This window comes from Aneurinibacillus thermoaerophilus (assembly GCF_019603355.1).
Taxonomy (GTDB): Bacteria; Bacillota; Bacilli; order Aneurinibacillales; family Aneurinibacillaceae; genus Aneurinibacillus; species Aneurinibacillus thermoaerophilus.
This window is the reverse complement of sequence record NZ_CP080764.1, coordinates 3,298,132-3,317,781: the sequence shown is the minus strand read 5'-3', so window position 1 is coordinate 3,317,781 and position 19,650 is coordinate 3,298,132. Positions and strand designations below refer to the sequence as shown.

At 44.8% G+C, this 19,650-nt stretch carries 23 protein-coding genes, 3 pseudogenes and 1 riboswitch; of the genes and pseudogenes, 22 read left to right on the top strand and 4 right to left on the bottom strand.

The window, feature by feature from the left end; translation table 11 throughout:
* Positions 1–68: 68 nt before the first annotated feature.
* The 5 genes from K3F53_RS17085 to K3F53_RS17065 all read left to right on the top strand — a co-directional run bounded on the left by K3F53_RS17085 (position 69) and on the right by K3F53_RS17065 (position 4,748).
* Complete coding sequence (locus tag K3F53_RS17085; RefSeq protein ID WP_139184989.1) at positions 69–551, top strand: hypothetical protein; 483 nt, start codon at positions 69–71, stop codon at positions 549–551.
* An 81-nt stretch (positions 552–632) separates the two neighbouring features.
* Positions 633–783: riboswitch (SAM riboswitch) on the top strand.
* A gap of 153 nt (positions 784–936) precedes the next feature.
* Positions 937–2,145, top strand: a complete 1,209-nt coding sequence (gene metK / locus K3F53_RS17080) for a methionine adenosyltransferase (RefSeq protein WP_139184992.1) — start codon at positions 937–939, stop codon at positions 2,143–2,145.
* 192 nt (positions 2,146–2,337) lie between these two features.
* On the top strand, positions 2,338–3,522 hold the full coding sequence (locus K3F53_RS17075; protein WP_246615656.1) for a sensor histidine kinase: 1,185 nt from the start codon (positions 2,338–2,340) through the stop codon (positions 3,520–3,522).
* 19 nt (positions 3,523–3,541) lie between these two features.
* Entirely contained in the window at positions 3,542–4,258 is a 717-nt protein-coding gene (locus tag K3F53_RS17070; protein ID WP_175493636.1) for a response regulator, read from the top strand.
* A 157-nt stretch (positions 4,259–4,415) separates the two neighbouring features.
* The gene (locus K3F53_RS17065; RefSeq protein WP_057897490.1) at positions 4,416–4,748 is read left to right on the top strand and encodes a hypothetical protein; all 333 of its coding nucleotides are present in this window, start codon (positions 4,416–4,418) and stop codon (positions 4,746–4,748) included.
* A 102-nt stretch (positions 4,749–4,850) separates the two neighbouring features.
* Here K3F53_RS17065 and K3F53_RS17060 read toward each other — a convergent pair whose 3' ends face one another.
* Positions 4,851–5,288 carry a tetratricopeptide repeat protein gene (locus tag K3F53_RS17060; protein ID WP_220559159.1) on the bottom strand — a complete coding sequence of 146 codons (438 nt, stop codon included), beginning with the start codon at positions 5,286–5,288 and terminating at the stop codon, positions 4,851–4,853.
* Between the two features lie 209 nt (positions 5,289–5,497).
* Between K3F53_RS17060 and K3F53_RS17055 the strand changes: the two genes are divergently transcribed.
* From K3F53_RS17055 to K3F53_RS16990, 14 genes are all read left to right on the top strand, one after another.
* Complete coding sequence (locus K3F53_RS17055) at positions 5,498–5,698, top strand: AbrB/MazE/SpoVT family DNA-binding domain-containing protein (protein ID WP_220559158.1); 201 nt, start codon at positions 5,498–5,500, stop codon at positions 5,696–5,698.
* 18 nt (positions 5,699–5,716) lie between these two features.
* The gene (locus K3F53_RS17050; protein ID WP_220559157.1) at positions 5,717–7,303 is read left to right on the top strand and encodes an ATP-dependent helicase ComFA; all 1,587 of its coding nucleotides are present in this window, start codon (positions 5,717–5,719) and stop codon (positions 7,301–7,303) included.
* On the top strand, positions 7,300–8,064 hold the full coding sequence (locus tag K3F53_RS17045; protein WP_057897494.1) for a ComFC family protein: 765 nt from the start codon (positions 7,300–7,302) through the stop codon (positions 8,062–8,064). Before K3F53_RS17050 ends, K3F53_RS17045 begins: the two co-directional genes overlap by 4 nt.
* Positions 8,065–8,133: 69 nt before the next feature.
* A complete protein-coding gene (locus tag K3F53_RS17040) occupies positions 8,134–9,159 on the top strand; it encodes a coiled-coil domain-containing protein (RefSeq protein ID WP_220559156.1) in 1,026 nt (341 codons plus the stop codon).
* Positions 9,160–9,437: 278 nt separating this feature from the next.
* Positions 9,438–9,647, top strand: coding sequence for a hypothetical protein (locus K3F53_RS17035; RefSeq protein WP_057897496.1), 210 nt, complete (start codon positions 9,438–9,440; stop codon positions 9,645–9,647).
* 99 nt (positions 9,648–9,746) lie between these two features.
* Complete coding sequence (gene tpx, locus K3F53_RS17030; protein WP_057897497.1) at positions 9,747–10,268, top strand: thiol peroxidase; 522 nt, start codon at positions 9,747–9,749, stop codon at positions 10,266–10,268.
* Between the two features lie 209 nt (positions 10,269–10,477).
* Positions 10,478–10,738, top strand: a complete 261-nt coding sequence (flgM, locus tag K3F53_RS17025; RefSeq protein ID WP_220559155.1) for a flagellar biosynthesis anti-sigma factor FlgM — start codon at positions 10,478–10,480, stop codon at positions 10,736–10,738.
* A gap of 31 nt (positions 10,739–10,769) precedes the next feature.
* Positions 10,770–11,264 (top strand): flagellar protein FlgN, encoded by a 495-nt coding sequence (locus K3F53_RS17020; protein WP_057897499.1) that lies wholly within the window; start codon positions 10,770–10,772, stop codon positions 11,262–11,264.
* 99 nt (positions 11,265–11,363) lie between these two features.
* Complete coding sequence (flgK, locus tag K3F53_RS17015; protein ID WP_057897500.1) at positions 11,364–12,782, top strand: flagellar hook-associated protein FlgK; 1,419 nt, start codon at positions 11,364–11,366, stop codon at positions 12,780–12,782.
* An 8-nt stretch (positions 12,783–12,790) separates the two neighbouring features.
* Complete coding sequence (flgL, locus tag K3F53_RS17010; RefSeq protein ID WP_082705844.1) at positions 12,791–13,699, top strand: flagellar hook-associated protein FlgL; 909 nt, start codon at positions 12,791–12,793, stop codon at positions 13,697–13,699.
* 15 nt (positions 13,700–13,714) lie between these two features.
* On the top strand, positions 13,715–14,290 hold the full coding sequence (locus K3F53_RS17005; protein WP_057897502.1) for a DUF6470 family protein: 576 nt from the start codon (positions 13,715–13,717) through the stop codon (positions 14,288–14,290).
* A gap of 40 nt (positions 14,291–14,330) precedes the next feature.
* The gene (gene fliW / locus K3F53_RS17000; protein WP_220559154.1) at positions 14,331–14,822 is read left to right on the top strand and encodes a flagellar assembly protein FliW; all 492 of its coding nucleotides are present in this window, start codon (positions 14,331–14,333) and stop codon (positions 14,820–14,822) included.
* A 15-nt stretch (positions 14,823–14,837) separates the two neighbouring features.
* Positions 14,838–15,077, top strand: a complete 240-nt coding sequence (csrA, locus tag K3F53_RS16995; RefSeq protein ID WP_057897504.1) for a carbon storage regulator CsrA — start codon at positions 14,838–14,840, stop codon at positions 15,075–15,077.
* 357 nt (positions 15,078–15,434) lie between these two features.
* Complete coding sequence (locus K3F53_RS16990; RefSeq protein WP_057897505.1) at positions 15,435–16,847, top strand: flagellin N-terminal helical domain-containing protein; 1,413 nt, start codon at positions 15,435–15,437, stop codon at positions 16,845–16,847.
* Between the two features lie 123 nt (positions 16,848–16,970).
* Here K3F53_RS16990 and K3F53_RS16985 read toward each other — a convergent pair whose 3' ends face one another.
* The 3 genes and pseudogenes from K3F53_RS16985 to K3F53_RS19515 form a co-directional block, all read right to left on the bottom strand.
* Positions 16,971–17,300, bottom strand: coding sequence for a transposase (locus tag K3F53_RS16985; RefSeq protein ID WP_246615655.1), 330 nt, complete (start codon positions 17,298–17,300; stop codon positions 16,971–16,973).
* Positions 17,301–17,385: 85 nt separating this feature from the next.
* Positions 17,386–17,436: pseudogene (locus tag K3F53_RS19800) on the bottom strand (hypothetical protein); the annotation flags it as partial.
* 74 nt (positions 17,437–17,510) lie between these two features.
* Positions 17,511–17,699, bottom strand: a pseudogene (locus tag K3F53_RS19515) (helix-turn-helix domain-containing protein); the annotation flags it as partial.
* 892 nt (positions 17,700–18,591) lie between these two features.
* On the opposite strand from K3F53_RS19515, the gene K3F53_RS16975 reads away from it, so the two are divergent.
* The 3 genes and pseudogenes from K3F53_RS16975 (at position 18,592) to K3F53_RS16965 (ending at position 19,561) form a co-directional block, all read left to right on the top strand.
* A complete protein-coding gene (locus K3F53_RS16975; RefSeq protein WP_091261604.1) occupies positions 18,592–18,918 on the top strand; it encodes a TM2 domain-containing protein in 327 nt (108 codons plus the stop codon).
* Between the two features lie 17 nt (positions 18,919–18,935).
* Positions 18,936–19,044, top strand: a pseudogene (locus tag K3F53_RS19960) (excalibur calcium-binding domain-containing protein); the annotation flags it as partial.
* Between the two features lie 103 nt (positions 19,045–19,147).
* Positions 19,148–19,561, top strand: a complete 414-nt coding sequence (locus K3F53_RS16965) for a DEAD/DEAH box helicase family protein (RefSeq protein WP_091261606.1) — start codon at positions 19,148–19,150, stop codon at positions 19,559–19,561.
* Positions 19,562–19,650: the final 89 nt, after the last annotated feature.

Sequence of the window (19,650 nt, the reverse complement as noted above, 5' to 3'; positions counted from 1 at the left end):
GGATGGAAAAGCCGGGGAGAGATGCCCGGCTTCTTCCCTTAGATCAGTATACGCAGGGAGGAATGTACATGAAAAAATGGGGATATGGATTGGCAGGTGCCGCGTTGGCCTTGGTGATCGGGGCGGTGTCCACCGGTTTGGCAGCTACGCCTGAGCCCGGCTCTGATGCAGATCCGGTTGTAACGAAGAGCTATGTGGAGAAAGTAAAGCAGGAGATTTTGAATGTGGTGAAATCCCAGCCCGGCAAACCGGCAAGCGACACGCAGACACCGGCTGCGGCGAAGCTGATCGTGGAAAAAGTTCCGGCAGGAAAGACGATTATTGGCTATGCGGGCACGGAATTTATTGTTCGGACCGGAAAAGTGGTCGCTCATACGCCGCCGGGCGAAGGGTATGGTCTCCCGGATTTGACCGCAGGCACGAACATTACGCAGGGCGAGCCGGTACCAGCCAATCACCATTTGTTGTTGCCGCGCGATGACGGCCGTGGCCTCAAAGTTGTAAAAGGCCCGGCGGACATTATGATCCGCGGTGAATATGTAGTTCGGTAGCACGGTCGAACGAACAACCAAGTATTTTTCTTTATTGACATCCAAACCTAAATAAGATATGCTCATTGAGAACGGAAGACCCTTGTATCCCGAGCAGGCGGAGGGACTGGCCCGATGAAGCCCGGCAACCACATCGCGCAACGAGCTAGCGCGGACAAGTGTTCCCGGCGCGATGAACGGTGCTAACCAGCAGAACAGGTATGGATACATACTTGATTCTGGAAGATAAAGGGCAAAGAATGAGTAAAAAGATGACCCTTTTCCAGGATAAAATAATGGAAAAGGTTTTTTACTGCTTTGCGACAACGTTTGGGAAGGGAGTACCGTATCTTAACCAAGACCATCTATATATTCATGGTTTATAAGGAGGTACGTGAACATGGCGCTGAAAAAAGGCCGTCATCTCTTCACATCGGAATCGGTAACGGAGGGCCATCCGGACAAAATTTGCGACCAGATTTCCGATGCCATTCTTGATGCGATTCTTGAAAAAGATCCAAACGCTCGTGTAGCGGCGGAAACATCCGTAACAACAGGCATGGTGCTTGTAGCGGGCGAGATTACGACAAGCTGCTATGTAGATATTCCGAAAGTGGTTCGTGAAACGATTCGTGAAATCGGATATACTCGCGCGAAATTCGGTTTTGACGCTGACACTTGCGCGGTTCTAACTTCTATTGACGAACAATCTCCTGATATTGCGCAGGGGGTTGACCAGGCGCTCGAAGCGCGCGAAGGACAAATGACAGATGAGCAAATTGAAGCGATTGGTGCTGGCGACCAGGGCTTAATGTTTGGATTCGCTTGCAACGAAACGGCAGAATTGATGCCGCTTCCGATTTCTCTTGCTCATAAACTGTCCCGTCGTTTGACGGAAGTCCGCAAAGATGGAACGTTGAGCTACCTGCGTCCGGATGGCAAAACGCAGGTAACGATTGAATATGAAGGAAACAAACCAGTACGTGTGGACACGATCGTTATTTCTACGCAGCACGATCCGTCCATAACGCTTGAGCAAATCCAGAAGGATCTGAAAGAACATGTGATTAAGCCGGTTGTTCCAGCCGAGTTCCTCGATGAGCAAACGAAGTATTTTATCAATCCAACAGGTCGCTTCGTTATCGGTGGACCGCAGGGTGACGCTGGATTGACCGGACGCAAGATTATCGTGGACACATATGGTGGATATGCTCGTCATGGTGGCGGCGCTTTCTCCGGTAAAGACCCGACCAAAGTGGATCGCTCCGGTGCGTATGCGGCGCGCTATGTAGCGAAAAACATTGTGGCCGCGGGGTTGGCGGAGAAGTGTGAAGTGCAAGTAGCTTATGCGATTGGGGTGGCGCAGCCTGTATCCATTAATGTAGATACATTCGGGACAGGCAAGGTGGATGAAGAAATTCTTGTTCAGCTTGTGCGCAAACATTTTGATCTTCGTCCAGCAGGCATTATCAAACAGCTTGACTTGCGTCGACCGATCTACCGTCAAACTGCCGCGTATGGACATTTTGGTCGCAATGACCTAAATGTTCCATGGGAAAGAACGGATAAGGCAGAAATTCTTAAGAAAGAAGCTTCTGAACTTTCCGCTCGCTAATAAAAATAAGACTAAAGACCCAACACATCAATAGTGTGTGGGTCTTGTTTTGTTTATGTGGGATGAATGATACAATAGGAAAAGAGTTTTTGTTCTTCTTGCCTATAAAGGAAGTCAACCAGTAGGGAAGAGAAGCGTAGAAGGTAACAATTCGAATGGTACTTATTGGCTAATGATAGAGAGGGGATGTACGTGACCGAGGCGAACATTGATTTTCAACTGCTTGATGAGGTCATGAATAAGACGATTTCGTCGGTGGAAGAAAGTAGGGAAAAGATTTTTGATATCGCGGAAAACGCGCATAAAGAAAGCAATTATATCAGCCTCGAACTGGAAGCCCTAAAAAGAGAAATCGAATGGGTCATTAGCCAGACGGATGAACTTGAACTGCAGGCGAGAAAGGCGCGCCAGAAGCTGGCTAGTATTAGCCGTAGTTTCCACCAATATAGTGAGGCGGAAATACGCGAAGCGTATGAGCAAGCCAGCCAGATGCAGATTAAGCTGTCGCTCTCAAGGGATAAGGAGCTCCATCTCAGGCAGCGGCGGGACGAGCTGGAGCGGCGCCACCGCAGCATTTTAAGCACCATAGAGAAATCGGAAAACTTGATTGCGCAGATGGGAATTGTGCTAAACTACCTGCAGGGCAACTTAAGGAAAGTGGGGATTGCGCTGGAGTCAGCCCAGAATCAGCAGCTGCTGGGAATTCAGATCATTCAGGCCCAGGAAGAAGAACGGAAGCGAGTGGCGCGCGATATTCACGACGGTCCGGCGCAATCGATGGCCAATGTTACCTTGCGGAGCGAAATCGTTGAGAGAATGCTTAATCAAAATCGGATTGACGAAGCTAAGGTAGAGCTTAGGTTATTAAAAGAACTTACAAGGGCAAGCCTTATGGATGTAAGAAAGATTATTTTTGATCTGCGTCCGATGGCACTCGATGATCTAGGACTTGTGCCGACGCTTCGTAAATACCTTGAGGAATATGAGAAGCGGCATGGGATCGAGACGAAGCTTACGTTGCTTACCCCGGAATGCCGCCTGCAGAATTCGATTGAAGTCGCCGTATTCCGCTTAATTCAGGAGTCGCTAAACAATACAGCAAAGCATGCAAAAGCCCGCCATGTGGAAGTAAGGCTTGAATTTAAGCCACATGTGGTGCATTTTCGCGTGCTCGATGATGGAGTGGGATTCGACCAAGCGGTAAAAGCGGAGCGGCCGCAATTTGGAATCATGGGGATGAGAGAACGGGTCAAGCTTTTGCAGGGCAAGATGAAAATTACGTCCGCCCCCGGCAAAGGAACCAGCGTCCTGTTTAGTATTCCTCTTCGTATTGAAGAAGGCAGTAAGCGTGGTAATAGCATAGAAACAAAACCTTAATGAATGTATGGAGGTTAGTATGACGGAGCAAAAGATTTCGATTCTGTTAGTAGATGACCATAAGTTATTCCGTGAAGGAGTTAAGCGGATTTTGGAGATGGAGGATCGTTTCCATATTGTTGGCGAAGCGTCCGATGGAGAGGAAGCATGCCAGATGGCAGTTGAATTTCAGCCGGATGTAATCCTGATGGACATTAACATGCCGAAAATGACCGGCGTGCAGGCTACGCAGCGCATCAAGGAACGAGCGCCGGAATCGCGCATTATTATTCTGTCGATTCATGATGATGAGAATTATGTATACAAGGCTCTTCTTTCCGGAGCGGCCGGCTATCTGTTGAAAGAAATGGATTCCGACTCGCTAATCGAAGCGATTAACTCGGTAGTGCGCGGGGAAGCTTATATTCATCCGAAAGTAACTGGCAAGCTTATTAGTGAGTTTCGTCGTCTAAGCAGCATTGAGCACAACCATGATGAGAATGTGCTGTTAAGCGATGTGAGCGAGCTTGGTGTCAGCGAGAAAGAAAGCAACATTCTGGCGCTGACGCCGCGCGAGCGCGAAGTGCTGCAATTGATGGCAGAAGGAAAAAGCAACCGCATGATCGGTGAAGAATTGTTCATCAGCGAAAAAACGGTAAAAAACCATGTCAGCAGCATTCTACAAAAGCTGGATGTGCAGGATCGTACGCAGGCGGTTGTTATGTCGATCAAAAACGGTTGGGTACGGTTGTCATAGTGTGAGAAGCCGGAAAGTTAGAAGCAAGAAACGGGCAAATAAATAATGGAGCGGTTTGTTATCAGTTTCCTTCCTGCTTTGTTCCGCATATAGTAAGAAAAAAGGGGGGAAACATGATGGGGTATGGTCAGTTGCTGCCATCACGGCGGCTGTCTATGTGATACTGGCTTGGGTTCTCGTATGGGGCGGCCGCTTCCTTTTTGATCGTTTTCCGCCGCATTTGCAGCGTACCGGAAGAAAAAGCGGTTCGCTGCAAGTGGTGCTCTTGCTCGACAATCCGGACGAACACCTGGAATACGCGGTACGCCACGCGCTTTGGGTATCTGCAGCGCATGGTGTCTCACTTCAAATATATGTGAATGAAGAAGTGAATAGTTCCACTTTACTTCCAATGATTCAAAGAGCGTGGCCCGATTTGCCAATCAGAAATATAAAACCTCAAGAACCATTGCTTCCGCTTCATACATGGTTTTTGGATTTTCCACATTAAAAAAGCATACGGGCAATCTGTTTTATTCTTTATCTTGACTTTTGCTTAATCAACAGCTGCGGACTTGGATGAGGAACATAAACGAAATGGTCGAATAAGACGCTAGCGAAGAAGAATACCAAATACGATCATTAAAATGAGAAAGTAACCTGTGAAAATCGCTGTTACCATCTGGAGCAGCGACATTTTTTTTCTTACGGGTCTCCTGCGTGTTGCTTGCGATGCGAGTTTTCTGAACCTTTCTTCTTGTTTGCGCTGGAGCAGGATCAGCGCGCCGATGGCCGCTTCGTAGTGCGGCTCTGCCTGCACTGCCTGTTTATAATAATGAAGCGCCTGTCCCCAGTTTTCTTCTTTTTCATAACGCTGACCTAAATAATAGAGAGCACGAGCGTCATAGCGGTTGTAGCGAAGTCGTTTTTCATAATAGGACGGATCGTATGTATTAATATATAGAGCGTTAACGTACTGTCCCAGCTTTAATTTTTTTGTTCGTTCGCGGAATTTCTCGCGCGCGTGCGATACATAGAGTTTGTTAGCCACCTATTCTCACCTCTTTCTTTCCAGTATTTCCGCGTTTTAGATTTGTCAGACATAAAATTTCATGTAAAAATTCGGGATTAAATGCAGAAAAAAACAAAAAATTGAAAAATAAAAAAAGGAAAATAATGGGTTTTGGCGAATTAAATAGGTACAAAGAATGACAAAATATGCATCCTTGTTATTAATTTTGGAAAGGAGAAAAAGTACCTATGAAAAAAACTACAGAAGTGAAAGTGACGAAAGACGGAGTTTTGTTTCTGTCAGAAGAAATTAGAGAAAGGGTGAATTTGCAGACAGGCGACTTTGTCGAATTTTTCATGGGGGAAAAAGGAGAAGTGATTCTAAGAAAATGTAAAGTGGATGAGGGGCTCTGGCAGGTCGCGGAAGATGACGATGAATATGATTCTTAAAAGTAGCAGGATAGAATTATGAAATGGGAAGATAAGGAGAAAATCTACAAGCTTTTTCAGGGACGGGCACTCTTGGAAGAGGAAGTGTATTGGCTGTTTCAGTTACTGTTTCGTGATGGCAGGAGAAGGATAACAGAAGAAGAAATGAAAGAGCTTCTGCAGGAATGGATACAGAGCGGGAAGGTCGAACGCAAACCAGGAGTGGAAAGGGTCTCAGAAAAGGGAGAAGGGAGTAGCTTCTCCCTTTTCGTTTCTTGGATCTGGTGTTTGATCCGAGGCGAGAAAAGCGAAGAAAGAATAAGGTACCGCTGTAACCGTTGCGGGGCGGAAGAGGAGCACATCCATATTGTTTACTGTTATCGCTGTCAGGGAGAATGTCCGTACTGTTGCCGTTGCCTGACAATGGGGCGCAGTAGTAGTTGCAGTAGCCACTATTTGTTTGCAGCTGATGAGAGAAAGCGGAATCCGAAAGGTTGCACCGAGGAAGCCCTTTTTTATTATCCGCAGTTGACACAGGCGCAACGGGCTGCGGCACGTAGTATGCTTGATTTTTACCGACAGGAGACGGGGATGCAGGAGTTTTTGGTGTGGGCAGTCTGTGGCGCAGGAAAAACGGAGGTCATGTTTCCGTTGCTGCATGATGTGCTGGCGAACGGAGAGCGCGTGCTTTGGGCAACTCCGCGCCGGGATGTCGTGCTGGAACTGGCTCCGAGGCTGCGTCGCGCGTTTCCGAACCATCCGCTTTCCGTATTATACGGCGGTGCCAAAGCGCAGGATAAGTGGAATGCGTCACGGTTCGTTCTGGCTACAACTCACCAAGCGCTTCGTTTTTACCGGCATTTCGACGTGGTGATACTTGATGAACTTGACGCATTTCCGTACAACCAAGATGAGATGCTGCCGTTTGCGGTGAATCGCGCCCGAACGTTGTCGGGGAAAATCATATACTTGACGGCTACGCCGCGCCCCGACTATCAAAAAAGAATACGCAAACCCAGCTATGCCAAGGATTTTCTGCCTCATGTCAAAATTCCGGTTCGCTACCATGGACACCCGCTACCCGAACCAGGAATTCGCCAGGAAAGCAAATTAAACGCACGTTTAAGCGCGAAAAAGCCGATTTTTTCCCTCCTCTCCTTTTTGAAGGATATCGAACGAAAAGGGGTGCCCGCTTTTATCTTTGTTCCGGCTATTCAGCAGCTTCCTCAATTATACGAATATATTATGGCATACAACAGCAAATGGCAGAATAAACTGGCGGTTGTTCATGCCGCTGATCCGGAGCGCGAAGCGAAAGTGAAAGCGTTGCGGGAGGGCAGGCTACAGATTTTGCTGACGACGACCATTATGGAACGAGGCGTGACACTTCCGGGGATTCAGGTATTGGTGTGCCAGGCGGACGCGCCGATTTTTGATGAAGCAGCGCTCGTTCAGATTGCAGGGCGAGCAGGCCGTTCAGCGGTCGCTCCTGATGGTATGGTTATTTTTATGGCGGAAGAGGTGACTGAGGCGATGAAAGCGTCTATTCGACAGATTCGGGAGATGAACCGGCTGGCGAAAAAACTGGGATATCTAAAGGCCACAAAGAGGGAGGAGAGAATATGAATTTGTTACATTGGAAACGTTGGACAGGCTGGCTTCTGGATATTTTGTATCCGCCACCGCCGCGGTGTACGCTGTGTGGGAATCCGAAGCGCGGAGAGGCGGCTGTTAAGCCTGGAGCAGGAAAAGGAGGACTGACGTTTTGCAGTGTTTGCGAATCGCAATTTGTGTTTTTGACAGATACCATTTGTCCGATATGCGGGCGTGCTTGGCCGACGAATGAGCCGTGTCCGGATTGTTGCCGGCGCAAAAGCAGGCATTTTTGCTATTCGCGCAGCGCGGTCCGTTATAACAAGCCAATGAAAGAGTTGCTTGCACGATATAAATATCGTGGAGATCGCAGGCTGGCAGAAATGATGGTGGAGCTATTGTGGCGTGCCTGGTATTTGTATTATAGAGAGATGAAGATCGACGCGATTACGTATATTCCGCTTCATGAAAAACGCTTAGTGGAGCGGACGTTTAATCAGGCGGAAGAAATGGCGCGTTTCTTGGGGCAGAGGATTGGCTTGCCTGTGTATGGACTGTTGGAGCGAAGAAAAGAAACGGAGAAGCAGAGTCAGAAAAAACGTGCGGCCCGTCTGCACGCGCTGGAAAACGCGTTTTATTTTTCGGACGCGCAAGCAGTGAATAGCTTTGAGGTACAGGCGCTGTTGCTGCTGGATGATGTATACACGACAGGAAGTTCGCTAAATGCGGCCGCTCGTGCGCTGAAAGAAGGGATTCCGGGAGCGGAAGTGTACGGGTTGACTGTGGCCAGATAAGTTGTACAGGTGTTTCGGGCTTTTATGTTAGAATGGATACTATAAGAAGCGGGAAAGGGAGCGGTAAAGATGAGCGGTGAAATGCTCGAGCGAATTCTTGAAGCTATACACGGCATTGACTCACGGATGGATCGGTTCGAGAACGAACAAAAATCGCTTAGAAGAGAAATGAATGAGCGGTTTTGTGCAGTGGATAAGAGGTTCGAGGCAGTAGACAAACGATTCGACGAGATGGATCGGAAGTTTGAAACGGTAGATAAGCGATTCGACAAGATGGATCAGAAGTTTGAAACGGTAGATAAGCGATTCGATGAGATAGATCAGAAGTTTGAAACGGTAGACAAGCGATTCGATGAGATAGATCAGAAGTTTGAAACGGTAGACAAACGATTCGACGAGATAGATCAGAAGTTTGAAACGGTAGATAAGCGATTCGACAAGATGGATCAGAAGTTTGAAACGGTAGATAAGCGATTCGATGAGATAGATCAGAAGTTTGAAACGGTAGACAAGCGATTCGATGAGATAGATCAGAAGTTTGAAACGGTAGACAAACGATTCGACGAGATGGATCAGAAGTTTGAAACGGTAGACAAACGATTCGACGAGATAGATCAGAAGTTTGAAACGGTAGATAAACGACTTGACGGAATTGATCGGAAACTTGAAGCGGTAGACGAACGGTTTAACGGAATTGATCGGAAGCTTGAAGCGGTAGACGAACGGTTTAACGGAATTGATCGGAAACTTGAAGCGGTAGACGAACGGTTTAACGGAATTGATCGGAAGCTTGAAGCGGTAGACGAACGGTTTAACGGAATTGATCGGAAGCTTGAAGCGGTAGACAAGCGGTTTGACGAAGTTGATGGGAAATTTGAGGCAGCGGACAAACGGTTTGATGAGCTCGATCGGTTAGTACAACAAAATTTCGAAGAAATGAAGCAATTGATTAGTGCAGCGCAGGTGAAAAATCTGGAGAGCGACAATTTAATTTTGCGCGAAATTGGCAACTTGCGTGCAGAAGTACGCTATGCGATTGATACGGCGCATGAAAATCGTGAGCAGATTCACCGTTTGAAGAGCCGTTTAGGTTAAAAGTAAGCGAAGGTTCCTGTTCTGTATGGGATAGATCGATGACAGTACAGGGACTCTCGCTTTTTTTATACTCATTATTTTTGTCGGATACGGCATATTACAGCTTATGGGGTAAAGAGGGTGTTGATGTTGTAAAACAGCTTGTCTCGATTGTCCCCACACCATTTGCAGCACGTCATGAATCACACGTGGAAAGGCATCTTTTCGTGTCCTCCATTCGCATCCTTAATATATGAAGGAAGACTGGTACCAGTTATGAAAACTTTCGGGAAGGATATTTGCATACATTGAGTGTCCGGCTGAAAAATATTGTGCTCGGCTCCACTACTTCTTCCACAGCCGAAGTGGTCGTGATCATTGAAGCCGAAGAAAATGTGCAGGGGGAGCAGCGAATTTCGCTTTATAAGGCTACCTATACTGTTGGGTTAGAAAATGGTGCACTTAAATTGTTGAAAGGAAAAGCGAAAAAAATAAAAGAAACGATGTAGAAGTTAGAAATGTTAACAACGTGTAAATGTTGTAATTTAGTTGAAACTCTACTAGAATGGTAACTAGGACAACCCACTTTTGAATGGGAGGAATTACATATGGCAATTGAAAGAGCAGGAGCCGTTACATTTAAAGGCAACCCGGTAACCCTTATCGGTGAAGAAGTAAAAGTAGGCGATACAGCAAAAGACTTTACTGTATTGGCGCAAGGCTTGCAGCCGTACTCCTTGAATGATGGCAAAGGAACAGTGCACCTCATCAGCGTTGTTCCTTCCATTGATACAGGCGTATGCGATGCGCAAACCCGTCGCTTTAACGAAGAAGCGTCCAAACTTCCAAATGTGGAAGTGTTGACGGTAAGCGTAGACTTGCCTTTTGCCCAGGCTCGTTGGTGCGGAGCAGCAGGCATTGAGAATGTAAAAATGCTGTCCGACCACCGTGATCTTTCTTTCGGCGAAGCATTCGGCGTAGCGATTAAAGAACTTCGTCTGCTGACCCGCGCGATTTTCGTCTTGGATAAAGACAATAAAGTAACGTATGTGGAATACGTTCCGGAGGTAACAAATCACCCGGATTATGAGAAAGCCATTGCTGCGGCAAAAGAAGCAGCGGAGAAGTAAAGAAAAACTTAAACTTTTTGTGAAAGTTGCCGATTACTTTATTAACAAGTAATCGGCTTTTTGTTATCGAGAACAAGGCGGTTAATGAACTGGAAATAGGCACAAATGCCGAAGTTCAAACGAAATGTATATATTAATGGAGCAATGAAGAATAAAAAAGAATGAATAAGAAGTATATAAATGTAATAAAGAAAGCCGGGGTGATAACAGTGAGAATTGAAAGAACGGGTCATATTCAGCCAATCCATCCGTACCGCCAGCAAGAAATGCGTCAGGAGGAAGCCAAAAAGAAAGGAAAAGAGCGCGATCAGTTGGAAATTTCCACAGAAGCGCTGGAGCTACAGAAAAATCAGGAAACGGAGGCAGAACGCACAGAGCGTATCGCCGAATTAAAAAAACAGGTACAGGCTGGAACGTACCATGTGGACGCTAAACTGATCGCGGAGGCGTTGTTGAAGAAGGGGATGTAAATCGGAATAAATGTCGGATGGTGACAAGATAATGAGTGAATTATACAAGGTTGTGGGAATTTTGGAGCGGTTGCTCGCCGAACATGAGCGGATGTTGAAGCTGGCCGGGTACAAGAAGGAAGTCTTGATTAAAGGCGATATGGACGAACTGGCTTGCATCCTGCAAGTTGAATCTCGCTGCATGAACACCATCCAATCACTTGAACAAGAGCGGGAGCAACAAATCTCGCTCTATTTTATGCGGCAGGGGATTCATAAGGAGACATGCTATCTCAGTGAGTTGATCGAGTTGGCCGATACTCCGGAACTAAAAGAGAATTTGGCCCGCTGCCAGAAGAGATTGGGAGACGTGATTGCAGAATTGCGGACGCTGAATAGGTTGAATCAGCAGTTGCTTCAGCAGTCGCTTGCATTTATCAATTTTACGTTGGAAGAGTTGACGGCGCCGGAGGAAGATCCGTATCTATATCAGCAGAAAGGTAATCATCACGCAGGTTCTGTGCGTTTTTTTGACAGTAAGGCATAGTTGTACAGCGTTGTCGATTATTCTGCACTTTTTTAAGGTGAGTGGTGGATAAAGGGAAACCGTGATAGAAGAAATCGGTAGAGGAAGGGAGATAAAGCGATGAGATCAACGTTTGGAGGATTAGAGATTGCGAAGCGTGGCTTATTTGCTCAGCAGGCCGCGTTGAATGTTACGGGTCACAATATCGCGAACACGAATACGGAAGGATATACACGCCAGCGAGCAAATATGGAAGCATCAATGCCGTTTCCATATCCAAGCCTAACGAATGAGCGCCAGGCCGGGCAGATGGGTACCGGGGTAATAGTAAGTTCTATACAGCGCTTGCGTGATCGTTTTCTCGATGCACAGTTTCGTAGCCAATATAAAAATGTAGGGCAATATGAAGCTCGGACGAATGCGTTGGAGCAAATCGAAGTAATTATGAATGAGCCATCCGATAAAGGACTTCGTTATGTCATGGATGAGTTTTGGAATTCATGGCAAAAGGTTTCCCAACCTTCTGCGGATTATTCTACTCGTGAATATGTCATTCAAAAAGGAAAAGCGTTGGCAGAAACGTTAAATTTTATTGATAGGGAACTGAAACAGCTACAAAAAGATTTTAATTCACAGGTTGAGATAAAAGCGGAACAACTTGAAACGATTGTAAAGCAAATTGCAGACTTAAATCAGCAAATCAGTGACATTGTGCCGCACGGTTATATACCAAACGATCTTTATGATAAAAGAGACGTTTTGATTGATAAGCTTTCTAAAATGCTGGACATTGAAGTGGAAACGGTTCCTATAGATGTAGACGGTAAAAAAGTGGATGGGCCAGTAAATATTACATTGAAAAACCCGAGTGGTGTCCAGCTGGTGACAGGAAATACTCCTGCGTCCATTACGCTTGTTGATTCAGGAAAACTTGCAAATGGGGATGATCGTCGTTTTATTTCGGTAGGAGGCACGCAGTTGGATTCGGGAAATCTCAAGGCAGGAGAGATTTACGGATTAGTCGACTCTCGCGACACGGTTATTCATAATTATATTACCAAAATAAATGACTTAGCTAAGGCGTTTATTAAAGAAGTGAATGAAAAACATTCTTCGGAAAACTTTTTCAGTGGAGCGGATGCTTCAAATATAGGCGTTGCGATTACTGATCCAAATAAGGTTGCGTACGACCCTGCGAACCCCGGAGATAATAGTATAGCTTTAGCTGTATATGCCTTAAAGCAGAGCACTTCTATTTCGATAGGAGGGACAACTACTTCTTTTGATGGTTTTACCCGTGCAATGATTGCCACTTTAGGGGTTGAAACAGAGGAAGCACAACGGATGAAAGAAAACGCCGAGAGTCTGGTCATGGAAGTAGAGAACAGGCGGCAATCCATTTCCGGTGTTTCTTTAGACGAGGAAATGAGTAATATGATTAAGTTTCAGCATGCATATAATGCTGCGGCTCGCACTATTACGGCGGTTGACGAGATGCTTGACAAGATCATTAACGGTATGGGAATTGTAGGTAGGTAGGAGGGAATATGATGCGGATTACACAAAACATGTTAAATAATAATATGCTTTATTATTTGGGGAATAGCTGGCAAAGGATGGAACGGCTGCAGGAGATGCTGTCAACAGGCAAAAAAATTTCAAAACCGTCCCATGATCCGATTGTGGCGAGCCGTGGCATGCTTTTCCGAACGAATTTTTCCGAAATTGAACAGTTCCGTTCCAATACGGATGAAGCGATGAGCTGGCTTACGCAAACAGAGTCTGCGGTCGGCGAGGGCATCGACATCTTGCTCCGTGTAAAAGAACTATTAACGCAAGCGGCCAACGATACGAACGGAAGAGAAGAACGCCAAAAAATTGCCACTGAAATCCGGCAGCTGCGCGACCAGCTTGGTTCGGTGGCCAACACCACGTTTGCCGACAAATACATTTTTAACGGTACGCACACCCTGACGCCTCCTTACGACAAAACAGCGGAAGATTTAATATCCGATGTAAACAATAGTGAAATTCCATTGGAAGTATCGACAAATGTCAAAATTCCGATCAATGTGCAGCCGGACGAACTATTTAAAACAGGTGGAAGTACCGTATTTGCCGTGTTAAAAAACGTCATAAGTCATCTAGATCCTTCTCCTACTGATCCGCCGCCAACGACCGCTGACATTCAGAACGATTTGGAAATTATTCAAAGTCATATTGATAACTTTCTGAAAGTCCGGGCTTCTGTGGGCGCACGCATGAACCGGGTTGAACTGCTGCAAAATCGTCTCGGCAATCAATCGTTTGGGACAGAGAAAATGATTTCTGACGGGGAAGATGCTGATCTGGCAAAAGTTATTATTGACCTGCAAACGAATGAAAATGTGCACCGAGCAGCGCTGGCTGCTGGTTCGCGGTTGATTCAACCCTCCCTTCTTGATTTCCTTCGCTAGAGGAGCGGGAAAGAAATGAATGTTTTACGCCTTGAGATACAACAGAAAAACGCGAAGCTTGCCTGGGATGTGCAGCAGCCTGTCTATAGGTTTGAACCGTCGCGTACACGTTTGAAACTGGAGCAGAAACCGCCCGAGATGGTTCTGCATCCCACCCCGTCGAAGTTGACGATTGATCAGAGGCAATGCTGGGCTGATATGGAGCTAAAACATGTTTTTCAGTGTATCGCCGAAGCGGCTGCGGACGGCAAACGGGAGGCGCTCGCATATATTGCGCGCGTTACGGAGGAGGGCGAACAACTGGGGGCGATCGAGAATAAGGGGAATGTGATTCGCCAGCTCGCTGCCAGTAAACGTACTTTGCCCCAGCACCGTTTCGCATACGGAAATGTCCCCGGAAATTTTTCATTAAAAATTTCGTTTACGCCAGGGCAATTGAATATGGATTGGAAAATTGGCGGTACGTCGGTCGATGTACAAACGACTCCTTTCCGGCACCATTATGAAAAAGGACGAATTTTCTATACGATGCAGCAGAAAAATGAACTGCATTTTCAGATTACCGGCGGACATGTTGATACCATGTATTAAAGAACAAACGGAGATAGTCCCGATAAAGGAGTTTTAGCCGATGGCGACAAAGATGATATCCAGCTTATTCGGTGAATTTGAATATGCGGCAGAGGAAGTGTATCGATTCGAACACGGACTGCCTGGATTTCCTGAAGAACGTGAATTTATGTTTATGAAAATTGAAGATAGCCCGTTTACGGTCTTACATTCGATTCGGGAAGACTTATATTTCTTTCTGATTGATCCGTTTCCCCTTTTTCCCGATTATGAGGTTACCATTCCAGACCCGATGCTTGAGGAACTTGGGATTCAGGATCGTAACAGTGTGCTTTGCTATTGTATCGTTGTGCTGCGCGAACCGCTGGCCGATTCCACCGTCAACCTGCTTGCTCCGGTGATCATGAATACCGTGAACCGTAAAGGGATGCAGCTTGTGTTGGAGAACAGCAGCTATTCCGTCCGTCAACCGCTCTTTTCGCACCAGGGCAACAAAGAGTACAATGATAGAAAGAAAGGAGCTGCCGGACGGAGTGAGGCGGCAGGCCAGTAAAGGCAGGCGGAATGTATGTTAGTATTAACGCGCAAAGCAGGCGAATCGATTGTAATTGGGGACGAGATTACGATAAAAATTGTAAGCATAGACGGAGATCAGGTAAAGCTCGGTATCGAAGCACCCCGGCATGTGCAGATTCACCGGCAGGAAATCTATGAAGCTATTCAGGCCGAGAATCGGCTTGCTGGAGGCAAAAAGCCGGAGATTCATATTGAGCAGTTGAAGCGGTTGAGCAATCAAAGTGATAATTAACCAATACGTTTTTTCTTTCCGGGCCATGTTTCTTTGTGTCCGGATATTTTTTTGCTGCTCCGAGGGAGTAGACATGTTTGTTGCTACAGGGAAAAGACGAGGTATGAGAAGTCGAAAAAATTTCCGAAAAAGTATTAAACAGGCCGGTTTGCTCTCCGATATAGATAATGTAAGAAACAATAAGGAAGCTTGTGGCGCGCGACATAGGCGGACGTATTGTTTCGCAAGAATGCTGGTGGCGATCACATATCGTCAGTTGTTGAGAGTATGCCGCTTTCTGTTTAAAAAGCCATCTGGCTTTTTAATAAATAATAAGTGAACATGGACGTTCACGAAATCATCAAGGAGGAATAGAACATGATTATCAATCACAACCTGAATGCCATGAATGCATTCCGTCAATTTGGTATTAACAATGCTAACATGGCGAAATCTACTGAAAAACTTTCTTCTGGTCTCCGCATCAACCGTGCGGGCGATGATGCAGCAGGTCTGGCTATTTCTGAAAAAATGCGCGGCCAGATTCGTGGTCTGGATCAAGCAAGCCGTAACGCTCAAGACGGTATTTCTCTTATCCAAACAGCAGAGGGCGCATTGAATGAAACACACAGCATTTTGCAACGTATGCGTGAACTTGCGGTACAATCATCCAATGACACCAATACTGACGTTGACCGTAAGGAAATTCAAAAAGAGATTACGCAGTTGAAAGATGAAATTGATCGTATTGCCAATACGACGGAATTCAACACGAAAAAATTGCTTAACGGAACAGTTGGCAATAATGCGACCATGTCCAATAACAATGTAGCCATTAAAACTGCGGAAGTTGTTAAGAGCGATCTGAAAGCTGACACTTATACTGTAACACAGACGAATGCGGCTACATTGGGTGTAGATATTAAAACAAATACGACCGGATTGACAGCTGCTACTTTTGATTTAGCTGATACCTCAAAGGTTACTGGTCTTGAATTAGGCGATTATACTCTTGAGTTAAAGGCTACAGGTGTTGCAAACAAATTTGATGTTACTTTGAAAAATAGCGATGGTGTAGTGGTTGCGTCTGCAGCTTCTTGGGATTCAACTGCTGGTGGTGCTTTGACAGGAACTTTACCTGATGGAACAACTACAAAAATTACATTGAATGCAGCAGCTGGTGCACAAGAAGGAAAAATGACATTTAACTTAAATGCAACATATGGCGCTGCTGGTGATTTCAAAGTAGAGAATTCTTCTGGTGGTACGGAGTTTTCTAATAGTGGCTCTCTTAAGATCACACAAAGCAAGTTCAATGCTGGCGGATTTGAATTCGGTATGACTGTAGATACTGCGTTAGCAGCAGCTGGAAGCACTACAACAATTACAACAACGAATAATGCGTTAACCATGCACATTGGTGCGAATGAATCGCAAACAATGAACATTGACATCAATAAGATGGATACAGTAAGCTTGGGTGTTAAAAATATTGATGTGACTACCCAATCTGGGGCGGAAGCCGCTATCTCTACCATTCAGAAAGCTATTGAAAAAGTATCAGCTGAGCGTTCCAAACTTGGTGCATTCCAAAACCGCTTAGAACATACAATCAACAACCTGAATACATCTTCTGAAAACCTGACTGCTTCTGAGTCCCGTATTCGTGACACAGACATGGCGAAAACGGTTATGGAGAACACGAAAAACAGCATCCTTGCTCAAGCCGCTCAAGCAATGCTGGCTCAAGCCAACCAACAACCGCAACAAGTGCTGCAACTGCTCCGTTAATTTCAGTGATAAACGTAAAAGAGACTCTGGTTTTGCCGGAGTCTCTTTTTTATGTGTGCCCGGCATGGGCGCCATCTCTGATTAACGTGCTTTTTTATTCCTGTCTACTTGACAGGGGGCACTTCACTGATGATGCTCTTTTAGAAAAGGACGAAGGAGTTTGGCATGATGAATACGGGCATTATCGATGATCATAATGACCTTCTTGTTGGCATAGCGCTTCATCACTTTCTTCAAGAATTCCAGAAAAGAAGCGGCATTACAGGAATCTGCCGTTGTACAGAATATGTCGCCGGTTTGCGTATCTACGGTTCCGAATAAAGTCACCTGAGCGTGATGACCGTATGTTGGAATCTGCTTCTGTTCTCCTTTCGGAGACCATGTAGCCCGAAGGGCTTGATACGAGTGAACATGGGTCTCGTCTTGTGCAAGCAGTACCGTATTTTCGTCCATTACGTTTTTTTATCATCTCTACCTGGTGTACAAACGCCTGCTGTTTCTCTTTGTTTGCTTTTGCCAATACATACGTTGTACGCTTCCAACGCAATCCTAAGCGATGAAGCATATCCGCGATACCGGAACGTGACATCGTAACAGAAAACCGTTCTTCGATCCATTTTTGAAGCGAAGAAGTTCAGCTATCCCACCTCGATTAAACATCTTGACATACGTAGAGACAGACTGGCGACAAATGCCCAGTACTTCTGCAGCTTTTACCGTAGAAAAACCTTCAAGAATCAGCCGAACAGCCGTCACACGCTGCCGAAAAAAAGCATCAAAAATCACACGCTCTTCCTTTCGTAACGCTTCACTCGTAAATCCGTGAGTGTTTGTAATCAGTGATTTTTTCATAACATAATCCGCTCCTTATCATTGTGATGATAGGAGCCAGTATTGCCAAATAACCGTTTGTTAAACCCTTAATCGGTAGCTATATAAAAAGGCACCTTATATTCCAAAAATGCCCCGTCCAGGTATCTATTTCTACAAAATAAGTCAAAATTAGAATCGATTTGTCGAACGATTTCTGTCCTTTTTAGGCATAAAAACCGTTTTAATGAGTAATAGAAGCTGCTTTTTACTCATACTTTTATCCTGTTCAATAAGGTATATAAGCATACGTTTTTTTACATTGTCATGATAAAAATCTCATTTAATCATGATCGATAAACCAGTCAAAATCATGTACTGTTTACCTTTCTTTTTTGAAATAGCAAAGAAACCCGACATAACACGTTTAGCCAGTATGTATCCTTCTTTGCGAAAGTACATATCGGCGATTTTCAATAATCGCTTTTCGCTTTTTATTGAGTGGAGGTATATCGATCTCGATTCAGCGCTGCTTATACGTAATGCGCGACAAATGGTGTGAATGGTAGCGACTCCAGGTTTCCGTTCGTTTTTCTCAATTTTTCGATACCATTTCTCACTTATTCCGTCTTTTTATGCAACCTCTTCTTGGGTTAGACCAAGCTCGATTCGACATTCTTTGAAGTAAGTTTCGAGCTGTCGTCTCACAAAGGCACGTCCTTTTTCTGTTATTTTATTCCGATAAAGGATACGACTGAAAGTACAATGCTTTCAATGCAAAATTCGTTACATTTTAGGGAGTTATTAACTTCAAAATATATAAATCTTATTAAGAGGGGGATTAATTATGAGAAGGATAATGATAAAAGACAAAAAGACATGCTCAAAGTAACAAGCTATACTTCAAACGAAATAAGAAGTAATGGAGGTAACTATGGATAATCTTATTGCTAGACAAGAATTAAACACAGAACAACAACTAATGATAAATGCAGAATTCGAGAAGAGAAAAAAGTCAAAAGGTATTGCTTATATCTTATGGTTATTTCTGGGTAGTCTTGGTGGACATCGATTTTATGCAGGAGATATCGGATTAGGTATAGGGATGATTATTGTTTGGGTTCTTGGATGGTTTATCTTCTTCATTCCTACAATTATTTGGGCCATTATCGATTTATTTCTTATTGGCAAACGTATTGACCAATTAAACGAACAAATCGAAGCAGAAATCATTAATAAAGTGAAAATGCTAAAATCATAATCGAATCACTAACATCAAAAAACTGTACAGTAGCAAAAAACAACTGGTGCAGCGCTACTTTATGAAGGTGACCCTAGCTATCGTTCAAAACTCGACCGTGATGGCGATGGAGTATCCTACAAATAAAAATCATAAGTAATTATCTTTATATGCCCCTGCTCCCTATCCAGGGGGCTTATTTTATATTCAGAAAAAATGAATGTAGACATAAAAGAAGGAGAGGAAGTAAATGGATAATTACTTTAAGGAGACAAATGCATTTATACAAGGGAACACATCTCTACGCGCCCCTCAACGAAAAGCTCATGAAAGGTTAAAACAATCTTTTATAGATAACCTCTCCACCCACAAAATTATTACATTGCCAACCGGAGTTGGTAAAACAGGACTCATAGCCATCGCTCCTTTTGAAATTAGCGATGGAAGGGTTCTTGTTATTACCCCAAGCTTAGTGATTCGAGAAGGTATTTCCGATGCATTTGACACACGTACCTCTTTTAATTTCTGGACAGAGCGTAATGTCATCTTGGATGATAACAAATTACCAAGGGTATACCGATACGCTGGATTCAATTCTTCTGGCGCCAGAAAGCGTGTAATGCGCTACTTAGAAGAAGCAGATGACGTAAATTATTTTGTGTAAGGTCTTTAGCCAATTTTTAGTGTCTTTTAGGCAACAAAAAAGTAGGGTATCCTCGGAATTGACCAGATTCCATAATAGTAAGCAGACTT

What these genes read in the sequence shown, in the direction of transcription:
- K3F53_RS16975 (WP_091261604.1), top strand. Translation starts at nt 18,592, where the DNA reads ATGGATAATCTTATTGCTAGACAAGAATTAAACACAGAACAACAACTA.
- flgL (WP_082705844.1), top strand. Translation starts at nt 12,791, where the DNA reads ATGATGCGGATTACACAAAACATGTTAAATAATAATATGCTTTATTAT.
- tpx (WP_057897497.1), top strand. Translation starts at nt 9,747, where the DNA reads ATGGCAATTGAAAGAGCAGGAGCCGTTACATTTAAAGGCAACCCGGTA.
- K3F53_RS17050 (WP_220559157.1), top strand. Translation starts at nt 5,717, where the DNA reads ATGAAATGGGAAGATAAGGAGAAAATCTACAAGCTTTTTCAGGGACGG.
- K3F53_RS16985 (WP_246615655.1), bottom strand. Translation starts at nt 17,300, where the DNA reads ATGGACGAAAATACGGTACTGCTTGCACAAGACGAGACCCATGTTCAC.
- K3F53_RS17045 (WP_057897494.1), top strand. Translation starts at nt 7,300, where the DNA reads ATGAATTTGTTACATTGGAAACGTTGGACAGGCTGGCTTCTGGATATT.
- fliW (WP_220559154.1), top strand. Translation starts at nt 14,331, where the DNA reads ATGGCGACAAAGATGATATCCAGCTTATTCGGTGAATTTGAATATGCG.
- K3F53_RS17020 (WP_057897499.1), top strand. Translation starts at nt 10,770, where the DNA reads ATGAGTGAATTATACAAGGTTGTGGGAATTTTGGAGCGGTTGCTCGCC.
- K3F53_RS17085 (WP_139184989.1), top strand. Translation starts at nt 69, where the DNA reads ATGAAAAAATGGGGATATGGATTGGCAGGTGCCGCGTTGGCCTTGGTG.
- csrA (WP_057897504.1), top strand. Translation starts at nt 14,838, where the DNA reads ATGTTAGTATTAACGCGCAAAGCAGGCGAATCGATTGTAATTGGGGAC.
- K3F53_RS17040 (WP_220559156.1), top strand. Translation starts at nt 8,134, where the DNA reads ATGAGCGGTGAAATGCTCGAGCGAATTCTTGAAGCTATACACGGCATT.
- K3F53_RS16990 (WP_057897505.1), top strand. Translation starts at nt 15,435, where the DNA reads ATGATTATCAATCACAACCTGAATGCCATGAATGCATTCCGTCAATTT.
- K3F53_RS16965 (WP_091261606.1), top strand. Translation starts at nt 19,148, where the DNA reads ATGGATAATTACTTTAAGGAGACAAATGCATTTATACAAGGGAACACA.
- K3F53_RS17005 (WP_057897502.1), top strand. Translation starts at nt 13,715, where the DNA reads ATGAATGTTTTACGCCTTGAGATACAACAGAAAAACGCGAAGCTTGCC.
- K3F53_RS17055 (WP_220559158.1), top strand. Translation starts at nt 5,498, where the DNA reads ATGAAAAAAACTACAGAAGTGAAAGTGACGAAAGACGGAGTTTTGTTT.
- K3F53_RS17070 (WP_175493636.1), top strand. Translation starts at nt 3,542, where the DNA reads ATGACGGAGCAAAAGATTTCGATTCTGTTAGTAGATGACCATAAGTTA.
- flgK (WP_057897500.1), top strand. Translation starts at nt 11,364, where the DNA reads ATGAGATCAACGTTTGGAGGATTAGAGATTGCGAAGCGTGGCTTATTT.